Origin of the sequence: Tritonibacter scottomollicae (assembly GCF_032924845.1) — a bacterium.
GTDB lineage: Bacteria > Pseudomonadota > Alphaproteobacteria > Rhodobacterales > Rhodobacteraceae > Epibacterium > Epibacterium scottomollicae.
On record NZ_CP136707.1, the window covers coordinates 14,944 to 30,747 of the forward strand.

At 55.7% G+C, this 15,804-nt stretch carries 14 protein-coding genes and 2 pseudogenes; 12 read left to right on the forward strand and 4 right to left on the reverse strand.

Features of this window, described 5'->3' with window-relative positions; genetic code table 11:
* Positions 1–7: 7 nt before the first annotated feature.
* Both R1T40_RS21180 and R1T40_RS21185 read left to right on the forward strand, forming a co-directional pair.
* Positions 8–142 carry a hypothetical protein gene (locus R1T40_RS21180; protein ID WP_279327917.1) on the forward strand — a complete coding sequence of 45 codons (135 nt, stop codon included), beginning with the start codon at positions 8–10 and terminating at the stop codon, positions 140–142.
* Positions 143–266: 124 nt separating this feature from the next.
* A pseudogene (locus R1T40_RS21185) lies at positions 267–383 on the forward strand (transposase); the annotation flags it as partial.
* 603 nt (positions 384–986) lie between these two features.
* On the opposite strand, the pseudogene R1T40_RS21190 reads toward R1T40_RS21185, so the two are convergent.
* Positions 987–1,618 (reverse strand): annotated as a pseudogene (locus R1T40_RS21190) (tyrosine-type recombinase/integrase).
* A 265-nt stretch (positions 1,619–1,883) separates the two neighbouring features.
* Between R1T40_RS21190 and R1T40_RS21195 the strand changes: the two are divergent.
* On the forward strand, positions 1,884–2,576 hold the full coding sequence (locus R1T40_RS21195) for an alpha/beta fold hydrolase (RefSeq protein WP_317387192.1): 693 nt from the start codon (positions 1,884–1,886) through the stop codon (positions 2,574–2,576).
* A 345-nt stretch (positions 2,577–2,921) separates the two neighbouring features.
* Here the strand turns inward: R1T40_RS21195 and R1T40_RS21200 are convergent, their stop codons facing one another.
* On the reverse strand, positions 2,922–3,944 hold the full coding sequence (locus R1T40_RS21200; RefSeq protein WP_317387147.1) for an IS110 family RNA-guided transposase: 1,023 nt from the start codon (positions 3,942–3,944) through the stop codon (positions 2,922–2,924).
* Positions 3,945–4,467: 523 nt separating this feature from the next.
* Between R1T40_RS21200 and R1T40_RS21205 the strand changes: the two genes are divergently transcribed.
* The 7 genes from R1T40_RS21205 to R1T40_RS21235 all read left to right on the forward strand — a co-directional run bounded on the left by R1T40_RS21205 (position 4,468) and on the right by R1T40_RS21235 (position 12,148).
* Entirely contained in the window at positions 4,468–4,998 is a 531-nt protein-coding gene (locus R1T40_RS21205; protein ID WP_106165680.1) for a GNAT family N-acetyltransferase, read from the forward strand.
* A gap of 875 nt (positions 4,999–5,873) precedes the next feature.
* Positions 5,874–6,383, forward strand: a complete 510-nt coding sequence (locus tag R1T40_RS21210; protein WP_317387148.1) for a ClbS/DfsB family four-helix bundle protein — start codon at positions 5,874–5,876, stop codon at positions 6,381–6,383.
* Positions 6,384–6,871: 488 nt separating this feature from the next.
* On the forward strand, positions 6,872–7,333 hold the full coding sequence (locus tag R1T40_RS21215) for a hypothetical protein (RefSeq protein ID WP_317387149.1): 462 nt from the start codon (positions 6,872–6,874) through the stop codon (positions 7,331–7,333).
* A gap of 24 nt (positions 7,334–7,357) precedes the next feature.
* Positions 7,358–8,302: an HNH endonuclease gene (locus R1T40_RS21220; RefSeq protein WP_317387150.1), complete on the forward strand. Its 945-nt coding sequence runs from the start codon at positions 7,358–7,360 to the stop codon at positions 8,300–8,302.
* 23 nt (positions 8,303–8,325) lie between these two features.
* Entirely contained in the window at positions 8,326–8,835 is a 510-nt protein-coding gene (locus R1T40_RS21225) for an SMI1/KNR4 family protein (RefSeq protein WP_276151921.1), read from the forward strand.
* Positions 8,832–9,530: a cell division cycle protein 123 family protein gene (locus R1T40_RS21230; protein WP_276151922.1), complete on the forward strand. Its 699-nt coding sequence runs from the start codon at positions 8,832–8,834 to the stop codon at positions 9,528–9,530. The genes R1T40_RS21225 and R1T40_RS21230 overlap by 4 nt, the downstream gene beginning before the upstream one ends.
* 1,232 nt (positions 9,531–10,762) lie before the next feature.
* Positions 10,763–12,148 carry an IS1182 family transposase gene (locus R1T40_RS21235; RefSeq protein WP_317387151.1) on the forward strand — a complete coding sequence of 462 codons (1,386 nt, stop codon included), beginning with the start codon at positions 10,763–10,765 and terminating at the stop codon, positions 12,146–12,148.
* A 23-nt stretch (positions 12,149–12,171) separates the two neighbouring features.
* Here R1T40_RS21235 and R1T40_RS21240 read toward each other — a convergent pair whose 3' ends face one another.
* Positions 12,172–12,324 carry a hypothetical protein gene (locus R1T40_RS21240; RefSeq protein WP_317387152.1) on the reverse strand — a complete coding sequence of 51 codons (153 nt, stop codon included), beginning with the start codon at positions 12,322–12,324 and terminating at the stop codon, positions 12,172–12,174.
* Between the two features lie 204 nt (positions 12,325–12,528).
* Positions 12,529–13,719, reverse strand: a complete 1,191-nt coding sequence (gene hmpA, locus R1T40_RS21245) for an NO-inducible flavohemoprotein (protein WP_317387153.1) — start codon at positions 13,717–13,719, stop codon at positions 12,529–12,531.
* 145 nt (positions 13,720–13,864) lie between these two features.
* Between hmpA and R1T40_RS21250 the strand changes: the two genes are divergently transcribed.
* Entirely contained in the window at positions 13,865–14,302 is a 438-nt protein-coding gene (locus R1T40_RS21250; RefSeq protein ID WP_317387154.1) for an RrF2 family transcriptional regulator, read from the forward strand.
* 389 nt (positions 14,303–14,691) lie between these two features.
* Entirely contained in the window at positions 14,692–15,804 is a 1,113-nt protein-coding gene (locus R1T40_RS21255) for an HPP family protein (RefSeq protein WP_317387155.1), read from the forward strand.

A 15,804-nucleotide genomic window follows, 5' to 3' on the forward strand; every position in this document is an offset into this window, starting at 1 on the left:
TGACAGTATGTTCAAGTTTGGTGCTGGAGTGGCGCGCGATGGGTGCACCATTTGGCAAGACGCAGGAGTGGTGGCCGCCGCCCTGCTGTTGATTTTTGCGATCAACTCTAAAAGCCATCAAAACGAACTGGATATACTATGACGATCCACGACCTTGCGGTCCGTGCCGACACACTTGCCGTGACTTGGGAGGATATGACATGACCTGCTGCCCTGAATAGTCCGCGGTTTGAAGTTAGCCTGTTCTCCAAACGAGGAGACAGACGATGCGGAAGAGCCGTTTCAGCGAAGAGCAGATCATTGGGGTCCTGAAGGAGCACCAAGCCGGGATGGGCGCCAAAGAGCTCTGCCGGAAGCACGGCATCAGCGATGGCACGTTTTACATCTATGGATGTCTCTCCCTTTGCAAGATTTTCGCTGATCTGTTCCACCGCCAGGTCCCAGGTTGCAAACATCTATCCGGCGTCACCCTTCGATGGTGCGCCCAAATGGGAATTCCGCGTGGTGAGCCTCAACAAATGGTCGGCCCCCAGCGCCCAAAAGCATCGTCCCGATAGACCAAAGACCGACGATGCATTAACATTCAAATTGGACCACTCGATGGGGGCACATCAATACCTATGGTGACACCAATTAGAGCTGGCGTAAAAGCTCCCAATGCGCGGGCCAACACAATGACAGACTTCAACGCTTTCAATGCTCTCCCAGGTTATTGTTCAGTCTCCATAACGTCGCCTCGAAAGCAAGCGCTCGTCTTGGTAACCTAAAGCTGTCCGTTGCAAAATGCCACAGGCGCAGTGAATGTCGGCTTGGTAGACCGCATTCGCAGCATCAAATTTAGTGATCGGAGGGCAACAAAGGACCGTTTGGTCAATGATCCATTTTCGGGTTTGCAGCGAATGTCCGGAAATCGGGTTGCTGCCGCAGCATCTTAGGGTGCCACCCAAGGGCAGCTCTGGGCCGCCAGTGAAGGCGACCCGCAGTTGTTAGATTTCAATGGCTTCGGCTATGGCCAGGGCGTCCTCAAGTTCGACGCCGAGGTATCTGACCGTACTGTCCATCTTGGTGTGGCCTAGAACGAGCTGCGCAGCGCATAGATTGCCCGTCTTCTTGTATATCTGAGTAACTTTGGTCCGTCGCATCGAATGAGTCCCATAGGCGCTTGCCTCCAGTCCGATCGATGTGACCCAATCCCGGACGATCCGCGCATACTGGCGTGTTGAGATGTGCAACCGCTCGTGGAAGCGGCCGGGCCAAAGATACTCGGATCCAACCATCAGCTCGTCTTTCATCCACTTCTCTACCGAAGCGCGGGTACCTTCCGAAATCTCGAAGCGTACCGGTTTCTGGGTTTTGCTTTGCAGAACGGACGCGCGCTCTTTAATTTGACTCGAAGCCATCACGTCTACGACCTTCATCTTGACCAGGTCGCAGCTTCGGAGTTTGCTGTCGATTGCCATATTGAATAGCGCCAGATCGCGATGGTTCTCCGCGAGCTCAAGCCTCACTCGGATCGCCCAGACATGCTTCGGTTTGAGCGGGCGTTTCGACCAACTATGCGGCCCTTGTTCCAGGCAGGGCGAAGCGCGCGAATGGCAGGTAAGTTTGGTGTTTCCATGACTGATCCTCCGATCCGCCATGCCCTCCCAAAACGACAACCCGACGTTGACTAGGCCAGCATATCACAGAATGCTGCGCCGCCTTCGACGTCCGGAACGAGCCCGAATTACTTAATGCTGTTCACGGCATGAGTGTCTGCTTTCGGAATGTAGCCTTGAAAGTCACTGCTGGAGCGGTCAGTAGGCATGAAGTAATCTGCCGGAAAGGGAACTGTTTTGCGATGCGGGCTTGAAGTGTTCGAGCAGGGTGACGGGCCTGTACTGGTGCTGCTACATGGTGCAGGCGTTGACGCCGCGCTATGGAAGCCACAGATAGATCTGTTCTCCAAGCAGTATCACGTGATTGCGCCCAACCTCCCGGGCCATGGGCGGAGCGCTCCCGTCCAAAGCGTCGAAGAAATGGCTGATGTCGTGCGGGCCGTGCTGCAAGAGAAAGGTATCGCGCAGTATGCAATTGTCGGGCTGTCTCTGGGGGGCATGGTCGCTATTGAAATGGCAGGGCGCTGGCCTGACGAAGTTTCGCATTTGGTGACGGTTGAATCTGTTGCGACTGTGTTCGAAGGCGCTTTTGGGAAAGAATTAGCAGGTTGGGCGATGTTGCTCTTCAAAGTTTTACCACCCTCACTATTCACGGCACTTCCAGCAAGTGCGATGGGCGCAAAATCGCAGGATGCAGGCAAATACGTTCAGGACGCGATTGCCAAAATGACAGCAAAGAACAACTACACTGTAATGCACGCAGCTTCCCAATATGATGGACGCGAACGCCTTCCCAACATTACTGCGAAAACGCTGATCATGGTTGGGGATCTAAATAGAAAAACACATAAGCGAGCTCGGAAGATGGCTAACGCAATTTCAAAGAGTGAATTTTTGGTCATTCCTGCAGCCAGCCACATTGCCAACCGTGATGCGCCGGATTTTTTCAATGCATCCGTACTCTCATTTCTCAGTTAGGCACAGATTGAACCGGTAATTGGAGCAAACGCGGCCAACGGCTTTTTTGTCGCACGACTGCGAATTTTCTGACGCCCTGTCTTCTGTCTTGCAGCGAATGTCTTGTGTGGATGGCTCCTGCATAGCAAGACATATTTGATCAGAATTGTGCATTTGTCAGAAGCAGCCATGTGTCCGGCCTGTTTGCGCGGTTTTGACCGCTGGCCCTGATGGGTGCCGCAAACCAAGTTCCTTACAGCTTAGCGGGCTATGACGCCCGGGACATTCGGCGGAGTGTCTTGGATTTGGCGGCAGACTTATGCACCATCATCTCGCGGGTCTTGCTAACTCGTGGTTCCTTTCTTCTCAGGCTGCCGTACGGGGGCCGTAGGGTTCGTCGCGGGTCAGGACAGCCCAGACGATCCTGGCGGTCTTATTGGCCATGGCAACAGTCGCTACACGGGCGGGTTTGCGTTCGAGCAGTGACGTCAGCCACTTGCTGGCACGTTCAGGGTGGGACCGCGTTTGTCGGACCAGTGATGTCATGCCGACGACGAGCAACGAGCGTAAATACTGGTCACCCATCTTGGTGATCCGTCCCAGCTTTTCCTTGCCTCCGCTGGATTTATTGGCAGGCGTCAAGCCCAGCCAAGCGGCGAACTCCCGGCCATTTCGGAACTGATGCCCGTCGCCGATGCTGGCGATGATCGCAGAAGCCGTCACCGCGCCGACGCCGGGTATCGTGCGCAACAAACGGACACGCGCATCTTCTTTGGCCACTTGCTTGAGGCGCTCTTCATACCATCGGATCCGCTTATGCAATGCCATCAACTGTTCTGACAGGTTGCGGATCACCTCATTGGCAATGTCTGGCAAGTCGAGCACTTCACCAAGTGTGATATCCTCAGCAAACCCAATCACGCGGGCCAGTCCTCTGGGGATGTAGACACCGAACTCAGCAACCAGGCCACGTAGGCCGTTGATCAGCTGCGTCCTTTGACGGACCAAAAGGTCGCGAGCCCGATGAAGCGACAGCAAAGCTTGTTGCTCAACCGTTTTGATCGCAACAAAGCGCATCGTGGGTCGTGTCACGGCTTCACAGATTGCCTCGGCGTCGATTGCATCTGACTTCCCTCGCTTGACGTAGGGCTTCACATACATCGGTGGGATCAAACGCACCTCGTGGCCCAAGGCCGTCAATTCGCGGGCCCAATGATGGGCGCTGCTGCAAGACTCCATACCGATCAGGCAGGGTTCTAACTTAGCAAAGAACGGCAGAAACTGCGCCCGTCTCAGGGGCTTGTTGAACAACACATCGTCGTTCTCTGCGATACCATGGACTTGGAAAACGTTCTTGGCCAGGTCAACGCCGATTGTGGTAACTTGCATGGGGTGGCTCCTCTCAAAGCAGATTTAGACACCTGCATTATGGCGCATTGCGACGCCGGTTGAAGCAGGAGCCATCCACCCCATCACCTTCGACGGGCCGCGCCGCAGCATCTTGAACTGTCGGTGAAGGTCGGTTTTGGGCCGTTCGCTTCTCTAGCCTGCCGGTCAAGCTAGGACTTTGCAAAGGTCCCTTCTGCGCATAGCCACTCCTAGTGTAAACCGCAGCATCAGCCAGGGCCAGCTGAGCAGACTTGAAGGTCTGCTCCCGGGAAGCTTTCGCGCTTGCAGCAGCGACATCGCCGCGCCTTGCATGAATGTCATGATTGGGCTGACAGCAGTCAACTAGGTCTGTCGATCAGACCGGCGACAGAGTGTTCAGGGTGAAAACCACACGCTGCACCGCCGCAAGTCCGCTGTGAGCCCTTAGCCGTCATTAGGGTGTCATGACGTGGCGCTAAGTGGCATTGGTTGAAAACTGTTCCGCCTGCAACGGATTGTTGCGGCCCTTTCTTTGAGACCTGAAATGCAACCAGTCCACCTTCAAACAGAACGTCTGACGTTTCGTATGCCGAATGCTTCGGATCTTATTCCCTACACTTCGTATTGCCTAAGTGATCGGTCTGGGTTCGTTGGTGGACCGTTCGACAGCGTTCAGGCTTTTGAGAAGCTGGCGGCCATGGTCGGGCACTGGGAGCTTCGAGGCTTTGGCCGACTTATATTCACTGATCGTAGCACCGGTCGAGCGTTGGGGCATGTTGGTGCTTTGCACCTCAACGAAGGCGAAGTTCCCGAGTTTACTTGGACCATCTGGTCAGGTGATGACGAGAGGAAAGGCTACGCCACCGAAGCTTGCAGGGCCTATCTGGATCATGCGCGCAACGGGCTGGGTTTGTCCGCCATGATCGCCCGAATAGTGCAGGATAATCTCCCGTCGCGGAGATTGGCGGAGCGTATCGGAGGCATTCAGAACATGAATGCCTTGCCACCGAAGTGGCTCGCGAATTCAGTCACCTATGATTTTGTGATGCAAACCAGAGAGTCCTCAGCGTCCTAAATTCTACAAGCGGTAGCTTCGTCCGCTCAGCTGACCTTGACCTCCGGTCTCAGTGCCAGTTTGGTGTGCTGGCGAGGCGAACGGCGGGTGAAGAGCCCAAAAGTACGGATGCTGCAAAGTGCATGAATGACTGCTCCGGGGAACGCCATTGCGGTCTTAAATGGCCGCGAATAAGGTTGTTCGGTAACGATATGTGTCCTGCCACGTAAAGGAGGGTTACCTAAGTGTTTAGATGCCTGAGGTGGCCAAGACGGCAGAGTTTTGAAAAAAAGAGAATTGACGTTACAGTGTCCCAACAAGAATGGGCGCTTCTGAAGCGGGGTTCGCTCCCCCAATCCATGGAAGATAAATGGGTTGTCTATTACCGTGATGGTTTCCTGAATTTCCACAGGTCTCGTCACATAATCTATAAATTGAGGCCTGAAGCCTGTGCGGGCTCGTTTGTATTCGATACGCTGTGGTGTCGGCGTAAAATTGACCACTACACACCCGGCGCACACTTCGATGAAGTAGATTTTGTCATGAAGAGGATCCAAATGAGACTGGAGAGACCTGCCGATGAGCCATGGGTAGGATGGGATCCAAGGTATCCGCGAAGCAAAGAAGTATTGGAACCCGACTTTACAGCGATCAAAAGTAGATGAACGCCTTCTCGACCAATTGAGAATTAGCACAGTGCAGGCGCTTCAGACCTCCTGTAGGCTGAAGCTGCCATTGGCGCAACCGCAGCGAATTCACACTTTGTCCGCTCAGCTGACCTTGACCTCCGGTCTCAGTGCCAATTTGGTGTGCTGGCGAGGCGAACGGCTGGTTCGAGCCCATACCTACCAACGATGCGGCTTTTTCTTCCAAGCTATTCTTAGTAGCCTCACCGCATGGCCATACCAACGACAAAAGACGAGCTGATCTCTGCAATCAACGAGCGTTACGTCAAACTTGAAGCCGCATTGGATGCTGTTCCCACGGACATAGCTGACGAAAAAAGCATGGATGGACATGCGAAAGGTACGGGCATGAGCGTCAATAATCTCGTGTCATATCTCATCGGCTGGAATGAACTTGTTCTGAAGTGGTTAGATCAAGACGCCCAAGGAAAAGACATTGAATTTCCTGATGTTGGCTACAAATGGAACGAGCTTGGTGCGCTCGCTCAGAAATTCTATCGAGACTATTCAGCGAGCAGTTTTGCTGAAAATCGCAAAAGGCTCACTGTCGCCAAGGACCAGCTGGTATCAGAAATCTCTAAGCGAACCGATGATGAGTTGTATGGGTCAGCCTGGCACGGGAAGTGGACCAAGGGTCGAATGATTCAGTTCAATTCTTCATCGCCATATGAGAATGCCAGAAGCCGCATACGCAAATGGCTAAAGTCAAAAGCGGGCTAATAGAACGGCAGCTCCGTCCCGCTCAGCTGACCTTGACCTCCGGTCTCAGTGCCAGTTTGGTGTGCTGGCGAGGCGAACGGCGGGTGAGAGCCCAAAAGTACCGGATGCTGCGTTGAGCATGGACGTCCGGTGTTTAAGAGTTGGTGAGAGAAATCTGTCAAGTCTTATAGGAGCGTCACCAAGCGTTTGTGGCCAAGGATGTTACATGGTTCCGGGCGTCGCGCCTTAAGTGCCAAAAAAGCCCTTGCGGTGTATTTTCCAGACTTGGTGAATGACGGGCTTTGGTCTGAAGGAATAGATACTCTGGAAAAACCAATCAGCAGGCGCAAAGAGTAGCATAATATACACAAGAATATTCTTTCTAGCTTTCGGTGAGTGGTGCAATACTCTAGCGCTTATCGTATGATTTAACATGTACACAATTTCGAAATATGGACAGGTGGCGCATGTCTTTCAGATTATCGCGACGACAGATGCAAGGCCCGCCGATGTCGGATGTCGCCTTTGCGGAATGGTTTGTTGATGAAATTATGCCAGAAATGCATCCGATCCCACGCCGGGAACTGATGCGCGTAGAGTGTCTTCGCAATACAAAATCAGCTCGCGCCTATCTCAAGCATTTCGGTTTTGAGGTGACTTCAGATCAAGGCCAAGTCATGAGCCTTTTTTGGCTGTTGGGCCCCAACCTCTTTGAGATTGAACCATTCAAGGCGATCTTTGAAGATCGTGAAACCCCTGCCGAAACCCGTGTAAACGCGCTATGGGACGCCGATGATGCGGCATGGCACCGGGCCGAAGTCAATTGCGACGACCGCTATTGGCACCCCAGATTGGTGTCCGGTAACGTACTGGGTTTAAAGGTGTATTCTGATATGACCAAGGCGGAGCTGGACGCACCTATCGATGAAGATGAGACCGATCCTTGGAGCCAGTTCCATGACAACGACTAACCCTTCGTGGCGCGGGGCGCGGAGATGACTGATATCCTTAACAACACCCAAGCACCTGACACGCCCGATGTGCGTGCGGCGCAGACACGGTTGGATGCAGCGCAGGCGGAATGGGTCGATGCAGGTGTTGAGGCGGGCCTGCTGGTTGCTTCGCTCAGTCCGGTTGGGGGGCAGGTCGCTGACGGTATCTCTTTGGCGCGCAACGTGGCTGGCGGCAATTACGGCGCAGCGATTGTGGACGGTATCGGCTTTGTTCCGGTGCTTGGCGACGTATTCAAAGGCTGGTTCCGAGGCGGTCGAGTCGCCCGTCGCGTGCAGCAGGCCGAAGAACTCCTGAGTGCCGGACGCCGGCAGTTTCAGCGCGTTTCAGAGATCGCTCGACGAAAGGCCGCGTCTGGTGTCCTGCGCCGAAGGATGCAGCAGCGACGCGACGACATCATGCGCAAATACGAAGGCTGCCAAGATGAGGTGTGCCGTGCGGCGCGCGACGCAGAGTTGCGAGATATGTACTCTCAGCATGGACGAAATTTGCCCGCCGAAAGCACGGGGTCGTTTCGAAATCCGGACGGATCGCCTGCACCGCCGGGCGAAGGCACGTTCATCCGCAACCCAAACGACAGAACCGGAGGTGATCTGGCGGATGCGCTCGACGAACATGGGGCGAGCGGCATTCCTTATTCAAACGGCCAGCCTGACTTGTCCGGTTTTCCGCCGAGAGGGTCTGCTGGACCGGATGGAAATGCCTGGTCGGTGGAAATCGAACAAAGTCTTACAGGAGAGCGTGGTGCGGATCGCAATGCGTCTTGGGGGACTTGGCGGGATCAGTACGGTGACATCCATCGCGACCCGAGCGGTGGGCATTGGCACCATTCCGGCGACGGGGCGACGATGCAGTACGTGGATGCAGACATTCACGGGGCGCTGTCGCATAGCGGCGACGCTTCGATTAACCAATCACCTGAATTCTAGAGATATTCGAGACGAGGGAACACATGTCTGAACTGGTATGGCGCGAAAACTGGCAGTTAAACGATCCTGCCGAACTTGATCTGAATACGGATGGTTCGTTCACCATCAAAGATCCGGTAGGTGATATCTTTTTGCCGGATGACTACATCGCCTTCATGCGTCGTTCCGAAGGAGCCGCGTTGCGGGATCGTGGGTCGTGTTTTCTCGGGCAATTCCACGACGGTGTCATTATTTTCGAAATCGAATGGCTTGGCAGTTTAAGAAATCTACGGCTTTCGACACGGCGCAACTATTATGACGACGAGGCCGAAGACTTGCTACCACGCTTCTTGGCGTTTATCGGCTACGCTGAACCAGGCCCCTCGGACGTCCTCATCAACGTCTCCAAAGGTGACCCCGACTATGGCAAGGTTTACGTCTGGACCCCAGCCAAAGACCCGTGGATGACGGGCGACAACACGCGTGGGTTAGGATGGGTTGCCGACAGCTTCGCCGACTTCATGAACAACCTTGCGCCCAAAGAGGCGCTATGAACGCAATGACTGGTTTTGGCCCGGTCGTCTGGGCGGCGGATATTGCCGCATATCCCGACGCCATACGTGCACTGATGGGGCCGATGGCCCAGGTCGAACTTGAGGCAGATGACTTTGCCTGCTTGACGGGTGAGGCCAAAGCCATCACCCCTGACAGCCAGGACAAATTAGACGAGGCCTTGGCAGATTTCCAGAGCACGGGCGCGTTTCTGCGACTGGGTCTGTGCAGTTTCAAGTTGGGGCCTGGTCGGCTTTTGCCTATCTACACCGGGACACAAGCCGCACTGACGCTGGCACAGCGAAATGCGCGGGTGCAAACCGTTGCGAGGGCCATGGTATCAGCCAAGAAAAAACGCCTGTTGTACCTACGCCCGCACCTCAATATTCCGCGTTGGAGCGAGTTTCGCGTTTTCATCAAAAACCGCTCTGTCATTGGTGTAAGCCAGTATCATTGCGACCAACGCTATTTGCAAATTCACCACTATGCGGCTCAGATCGAGAATACCATTCAGGTGCTCTTACAGCACCTGTTGCCCGCCCTTCATGTAGACAACACTGTTGTCGATCTCAGCATCGATCCAGAACAGAAAACAGCGCTCTTGCTAGAATTGAACCCGTTTGTACGTCGCACGGGATCGGGGCTGTTTTGGTGGACTAAACCTGGTGATTTCGATGGACGGATGAGATTTCTTTGAACGCTAATACGCCTCATGGAAACCATGTATCATTGTGTCAAGCTGCAACGATCCAACGATCCGGTCTGGGATGTCCTTGGCGACAGCGGCAAATATGATCGTTCTTAAATCTAATGTATTGTTCAGCAGTCATTGGCACAGCCGCAGCGAAAGTCGGTAAGTCCCGCTTTGCCGACCTTCGTCCTCCGAAAATGCTGCGCCATGGACGAATGGCCGGTCTGGTGAAGCTGCGGCGCGGAAGCGGCGTGGTGGGTAGAAGGCGGCTCTGGGCCGCTAGTTTCTGGCGCAGGTAAGCGAGCTTATCGATATACGCAGTCTTCTGGGTCAGAAATGCTTGACGTTTGGGTCAGAATTGAAAGAGGCAGCCCTATCGTTCCCTCAGGTTTTGGCCGTTGATTGAGTCAAAGGTGTTCGACGTCCCACACCCCTTTGTTGAACGTCAGACGAAATTGACCTAGGCGTCATAAACTGACCCAATCCACTGTTTTTGCCGTGTGGCTTGTTTCGTTGATCTGACCTTCCTTTTGGAAAATCAGGGCTGATTTGCAGGTTCAGTCGGCGAAGCCGCCTGTTCCTGCCAATCTGCCACGTGGCGAACGCGGGAGGGGGCGAGGCAATGCTATTCGACCGGGTTGGTGCGGCCCGCAGGCGCAGCCGAGGACACGGCCCGGTCTAATCGGATTGCCCGAGGGGGAGGGCAGCGCCCTCTCCCTGACGGCCAGGGGCGTGTGGCTTGTCCAAATCCCGCTGGCCCACAAAACAGAAGCGGCGGGGCCATCAGCCCCGCCTCCGTGTTGCGGTAATTCAATTTTGAAAACTGAGTTCACAGATTTGGGACCCAACCGCTAGTGCTGATACCCGCATCGATGACCGTAGCCAGCCCATTTCAAGACATTCACGCGACGCGGATCGGTGCCAATGCTGCAGGCGCGAAGGAAACCGAAAGGTTTCCCAGGAGCGGACCTTCAGACTGTCTCGACAGATTGGAAAGATGCTGCGCCTCGCATGAATGTCAGCGAAGCGCAGATAACGGAGTTTGCAAAGTCCGCCTTTCGGCCTGGGAACACAGCCTGCGACTGCTGCGATGCCGCGTTAAAAGCGGTCATTGATGAGAGGTGCAGCGAAATTTTGGGGTTGGAGGGCAGCACTGCGGATATTTTGTTGAAAAACTCTTCCTTGCTTGCGGCCTGAACTGCTGATTCAATTCGCTTGTCGAACGGGGGGGGTGGTTGATGTTGGGACCGAGACAAGAAGCGCAGGCGGCGTTGTTTTATGAGTTCTCGTTGGAAGATCACGTTCCCCAAGATCACCTGCTGCGGTCGATTGATCGCTTCGTCGAACTGAGCAGCATCCGCTCGCATCTGGCGGATTTTTACAGTCACACCGGACGTCCATCGGTCGATCCCGAGCTTTTGATCCGCATGCTTTTGGTGGGCTATTGCTTTGGCATCCGATCCGAACGACGGCTCTGCGAAGAGGTGCATTTGAACCTTGCCTATCGCTGGTTCTGTCGGCTCGATCTGAACGACCGTATTCCTGACCATTCGACCTTCTCAAAGAACCGTCATGGCCGTTTTCGAGAGAGTGAGTTGCTACGCCATCTGTTCGAGACGACCGTAGCCCGCTGTATCGAAGAAGGCCTCGCCAGCGGGCAGCGCATGGCAGTGGACGCCAGCCTGATCGAAGCAGACGCCAACAAGCAGAACTCGACACCGAAGGAAGATTGGGACGCGGCAAGTATCGATTCAGCGGATGCGCCTCGTGCCGTTCGCGAGTATCTCGACACACTCGATGAGGCGGCATTCGGTGCGGCCAGCGAGGTACAGCCGAAGTTCACCTCACATTCCGACCCCGCCAGCCAATGGACTGCGGCGCGTAAGGGGCCGGCATTCTTCAGTTATTCCGACAATTATCTGATCGACACGGATCACGGTGTCATCTTGGATGTGGAACCCACACGTTCCATCCGGCAAGCTGAGGTTGGATCGACGCAAACGATGCTAACACGGGTGAAAGACAAGTTCGGCTTGGTCCCTGACTGGATGATCGCCGATACCGCCTATGGTTCAGGCCCGATGCTCGGCTGGCTCGTAGATCGCAAGATCGATCCTTACATCCCTGTGATCGACAAGGCCGGACGCCCCGATGGGACCTGGACACGCACAGATTTTGACTGGGATGCGCAGAACAACCAATACATCTGCCCCGAGGGCCACGCGTTCAAACAGTTCCGCCGGAATTACTCTGATCCAAGCCGGGGGCCGACGGGCAAGGGCACCGCGCGCTATCGCGCCTTGAAAGAAGTCTGCCAGGTCTGCCCGTCCAAGCAAAAATGCTGCCCCAACGCTGAGGCGCGCAAGATCACCCGCGAGGAGCACGAAGACGCGCGTCAGGTTGCCAGAGATTTGGCCAAAACTGAAGAATATCAGATTGCGATGAAGCTCAGGAAAAAGGTCGAAATGCTCTTTGCCCACCTCAAACGCGTTCTCGGGTTGGGACGACTGCGATTACGCGGCCCATGCGGTGCAAATGACGAATTCCTCCTCGCCGCCACCGCCCAAAACCTCCGCAAGCTGGCTAAGATTTTTCCTGCACCGCAGCAAACGCGCAAAGCCTGATAGGAAAGGCGCTCGCGCGCTCTTCAAAGCGCAGCTTTCTGCGCAAGCAACACGCTGTTTTTCCACAGAATCAGCCCATTGCGGCAGCGCCAAATTTGTTCTGCGCGCGCACGCAGCATGGAAACCTGCTGCGCCGCTACAAACCACTGCTGCATTGCAGAGGGAAAAGCAGCCACTCAGGCAGCTTGCAGCAAGTCTGAAGCGTCGCCATGTGGTTTTAGCTGTCTATTGAACTTCTTATAGCCAGTCACCGCCTTGACCACGGCCAGCCGCAAGGCAGATGCGGTCGGCTTCGCGTCACATGGCGCTCGACGATCGTGGTCCACCCGATACGGTTGCCCGGTCGGGAGGGCCGTTCCTCTCGTGTCGCATATTTGTTGCTACGCGGCGTCCAGTTCCTGCGCTGGCCCGAAAAACTCGTAGAAGATACGGTTCTCGTCAACGCCAGCCGCCTTCAGGCCATTCACAGCCATCGCCATAAAGCCCTTTGGGCCACATATGTAGTATTCAGCCCGGTCTGTGCTGGTGTTCCGGGCCAGCCACTCCGGAGTGATGCGGCCTTCCACATCGAAGTTCGCTGCTTCCCGGTCTTCGGCACTGGGATCCTCAAAAAATGTGACACAACGGCGGGACAGGGATCTGGCCATATCCGGCATGACGTGATGCCTGCTGTTTTGTGTGGCATGCAGGTAGGTCGCAGAGCGACTGTTTGCGGCCAGATCCTCAAGCATGGAAATCATCGGCGTCAGCCCGACACCGGCCGACAGCAGGACAACCTCTGCCTCCAGTCCACTCTTCAGGAAAAACTCTCCGGCTGGTGCGGCAGCGTTGATCACGGTGCCTTCGACCGCCTGCTCATGCAGCCAGGTGCTTGCCAGGCCTCCCTGCTCTCGCTTTACCGTGATCCGGTAGAATTCATTCGATGGTCCCGAGGAAATCGAATAGTTGCGGCGCAGCTTGCCTGCTCCGGGCACCTCTAGATCGAAGGATAGATATTGCCCCGGCTTGTGCTTCAGTACAGGCTTGCCATCGGCGGGCTTCAGGATGAATGACATGACGTCAGCACTCTCCTGGATCCGTCGGTCGATCCGGAATTCCCGCCAGCCCCGCCAGCCGCCCTCAGCCGTTGCGGTTTCCTGATAAAGCTGCTCTTCGCGGTCGATCAGGATATTGGCCAGGAACCAATATGCTTCGCCCCAGGCGCGGATCACCTCCCCGGTTGCTGCTTCCTTGAGAACCCCTTCGATGGCGCCCAGCAGGGCGCTGGCGACATGGTCATAATGGCGGGGTTCAATTTGCAGTCCCACATGCTTGTTTGCAATACGCTCCACCGCTGCGGCCATCACCGGGAGGTTTTCGATGTTCTGAGCGTAGGCCAGTATCGCGTTGGTCAATGCCGCGTGCTGCGGGGAGTCACCGTTCTGGTGCGACTGGTTGAATAGCGTGCGGATTTCGGGATCGGCCAGCAGCCTGTTATACATCTCCGCTACAATCCCGCGCCCATGCTGCGCCATCGCCGGAACAGTCGCCTTTACGGTGTCGATGGTGGTTTGGCTGAGTGGCTGTGCCATTGCACGCTCCTGATATGTCGGTTGGCAGACTTGCGGTCTGCATCATGAGTTTCACAGCCTGAATCATTCAGGCTAGTTGCATGTATGATTGCAGGATTGAAAGATGCAACCCATATGAATATTAAAGGCGTGATCGGAGCCCCGCATGAAGCTGAACCTCACAACAGATTACGCGTTGAGAATTCTAATTTTTCTGGCGTCCAAACCCGAAGAACTGCACTCGATTGAGACATTGAGCCGCATCTACCGTCTGCCGCACAGCTCTTTGATGAAGATCGTCAGCGAGTTGGTCCGGCAAGGCTACGTCACGAGCGTTCGCGGCCGCTACGGCGGCATCAAGCTTGGACAGGCAGCCAGCGAAATCAATGTGGGGCAAGTCGTACGGATCATGGAAGAAAGCTTGGAAGTTGCCAATTGCGCAGAATGCGTGATCCAGCCTCAATGCGGGCTCCGAGGGGTCTTTGCCGAAGCGGTCAATGCGTTTCTGAGCGTCCTCGACCGCAGTACAGTCGCCGATCTGATCAGCAACAAAGCGGATCTGGTTCCGCTGCTGACTTTGTCAGAGGCGGCGGAAAATCCATGAACCTGCAATAGAACCCAAACTGGGTACAGGCAACGGCCAGGGTAATAGCAGCGCGCCAATTGCAGTCGCCCCTGCTTGGGCACCTTTAGAGACCTTCCTATGCTCTACAGGGATCAGGCTGGAAATTGCGATGCCGTCGCCGTTCGGCCTGCCAACTGCAAGACACGCCCCGTCATTGAGAAGGTAATCAAGGACGAAACGAGGCCGACCAAGTCTTCTTTCTGTCTGGGGTGCCGGAAAACTGTGGCTTCCAGCAAAAGCGCCATGAATGCTGCGATGTTGGAAGAAGATTCTTGCACCGCAGCGTTGCCAGCCGATAATACGTTTTCAAAATGCCTGTTTTGTGTGCGGCTTACCGGCGGGTGATTCATTTCCGGGCAGGCGGAGCCATGCAGCTGAAGTCAAATCTCTTGCGCCATCTCTCTCCGGCAGTGCCGCCAGCACAGATGCGGGAACCCCTGCGCGCGGCAGCGGGCGCCGCGGCCGGGATTGGTGTTTGCGCGTTGTTCGCGCTTGTCTGGCCGGAAATCGCAGGGGTTCCAATGCACCTGCTCGCCCCCTTGGGTGCTTCCGCGGTTTTGATCTACGCCGTCCCAAATTCCCCGCTGGCACAGCCCTGGTCGGCAATCTGCGGCAATGTTGTTTCCGCCGTGGCAGCGGTTGCAGTCTTGCAAGCCGTACCCATGCCTTGGGGGCCGACATTGGCTGTGGCCGCAGCGATCATTGCTATGATGATTGCGCGGGCCTTGCATCCTCCGGGCGGGGCAATTGCCTTGCTGGCGGCACTGAACCCGGTGCCGGTCCTTGATGCCGGTTTTGCCTTTGCGATCGTGCCTGTTGGCTTTCTTACGGCCGCTTTGGTCCTGACGGGTATCATGGTTAACCGGGTCACAGGCCGAAAATACCCGTTCCGCCAATCCGTAGAGACGCCTGCGCAGCCGCAAGAGATCCGCCTGGGTCTCAGCAATGACGAACTGGAGGAGTTGCTGGAGCGCTTCCATCAATCAACCAACATCGGCGTGGCAGACCTGGGGCGGCTGCTTGCCGCCGCAGAGGAGGAAGCCGCGCAGCACCGGTTTGATGGTGTAACCTGCGGCAGCATCATGACGCAGAACCTGATCACGGTGACGCCCGATGTGCCAGCAGCGCAGATTGCGCAGTTGTTCCGCCGCCATTCCGTCAAAAGCCTACCCGTTGTGGACGCCAAGGAGAACTTCGTGGGGCTCATCCTGCAAAGCGATCTGATCGATGCGCTGATACGGGGCGGCGGCCGAAAGTTCCGCCCGCTGCGCCAAGGCAAACTGAGGGCGAAGCATGTGATGCAGCCGCCTGCCGGCAGTGTCCCGCATGACCTTCCGGTCGGCACTCTCCTGAACCGGCTTTCGCAGCATGGGGTGCAAACCGTGCCGATAACGAAGGATGGCCGCCTGGCAGGCACTCTCACGCGCACTGACATCATCTGTCTGCTTCTGCGAGGGGCGCAAAACCGATTGGCTGCGTAA

Excerpts from the sequence above, each read along its gene's own strand:
- R1T40_RS21180 (WP_279327917.1), top strand. The coding sequence starts at position 8 with ATGTTCAAGTTTGGTGCTGGAGTGGCGCGCGATGGGTGCACCATTTGG.
- R1T40_RS21200 (WP_317387147.1), bottom strand. The coding sequence starts at position 3,944 with ATGCAAGTTACCACAATCGGCGTTGACCTGGCCAAGAACGTTTTCCAA.
- R1T40_RS21205 (WP_106165680.1), top strand. The coding sequence starts at position 4,468 with ATGCAACCAGTCCACCTTCAAACAGAACGTCTGACGTTTCGTATGCCG.
- R1T40_RS21210 (WP_317387148.1), top strand. The coding sequence starts at position 5,874 with ATGGCCATACCAACGACAAAAGACGAGCTGATCTCTGCAATCAACGAG.
- R1T40_RS21215 (WP_317387149.1), top strand. The coding sequence starts at position 6,872 with ATGTCGGATGTCGCCTTTGCGGAATGGTTTGTTGATGAAATTATGCCA.
- R1T40_RS21220 (WP_317387150.1), top strand. The coding sequence starts at position 7,358 with ATGACTGATATCCTTAACAACACCCAAGCACCTGACACGCCCGATGTG.
- R1T40_RS21225 (WP_276151921.1), top strand. The coding sequence starts at position 8,326 with ATGTCTGAACTGGTATGGCGCGAAAACTGGCAGTTAAACGATCCTGCC.
- R1T40_RS21230 (WP_276151922.1), top strand. The coding sequence starts at position 8,832 with ATGAACGCAATGACTGGTTTTGGCCCGGTCGTCTGGGCGGCGGATATT.
- R1T40_RS21235 (WP_317387151.1), top strand. The coding sequence starts at position 10,763 with ATGTTGGGACCGAGACAAGAAGCGCAGGCGGCGTTGTTTTATGAGTTC.
- hmpA (WP_317387153.1), bottom strand. The coding sequence starts at position 13,719 with ATGGCACAGCCACTCAGCCAAACCACCATCGACACCGTAAAGGCGACT.
- R1T40_RS21250 (WP_317387154.1), top strand. The coding sequence starts at position 13,865 with ATGAAGCTGAACCTCACAACAGATTACGCGTTGAGAATTCTAATTTTT.
- R1T40_RS21255 (WP_317387155.1), top strand. The coding sequence starts at position 14,692 with ATGCAGCTGAAGTCAAATCTCTTGCGCCATCTCTCTCCGGCAGTGCCG.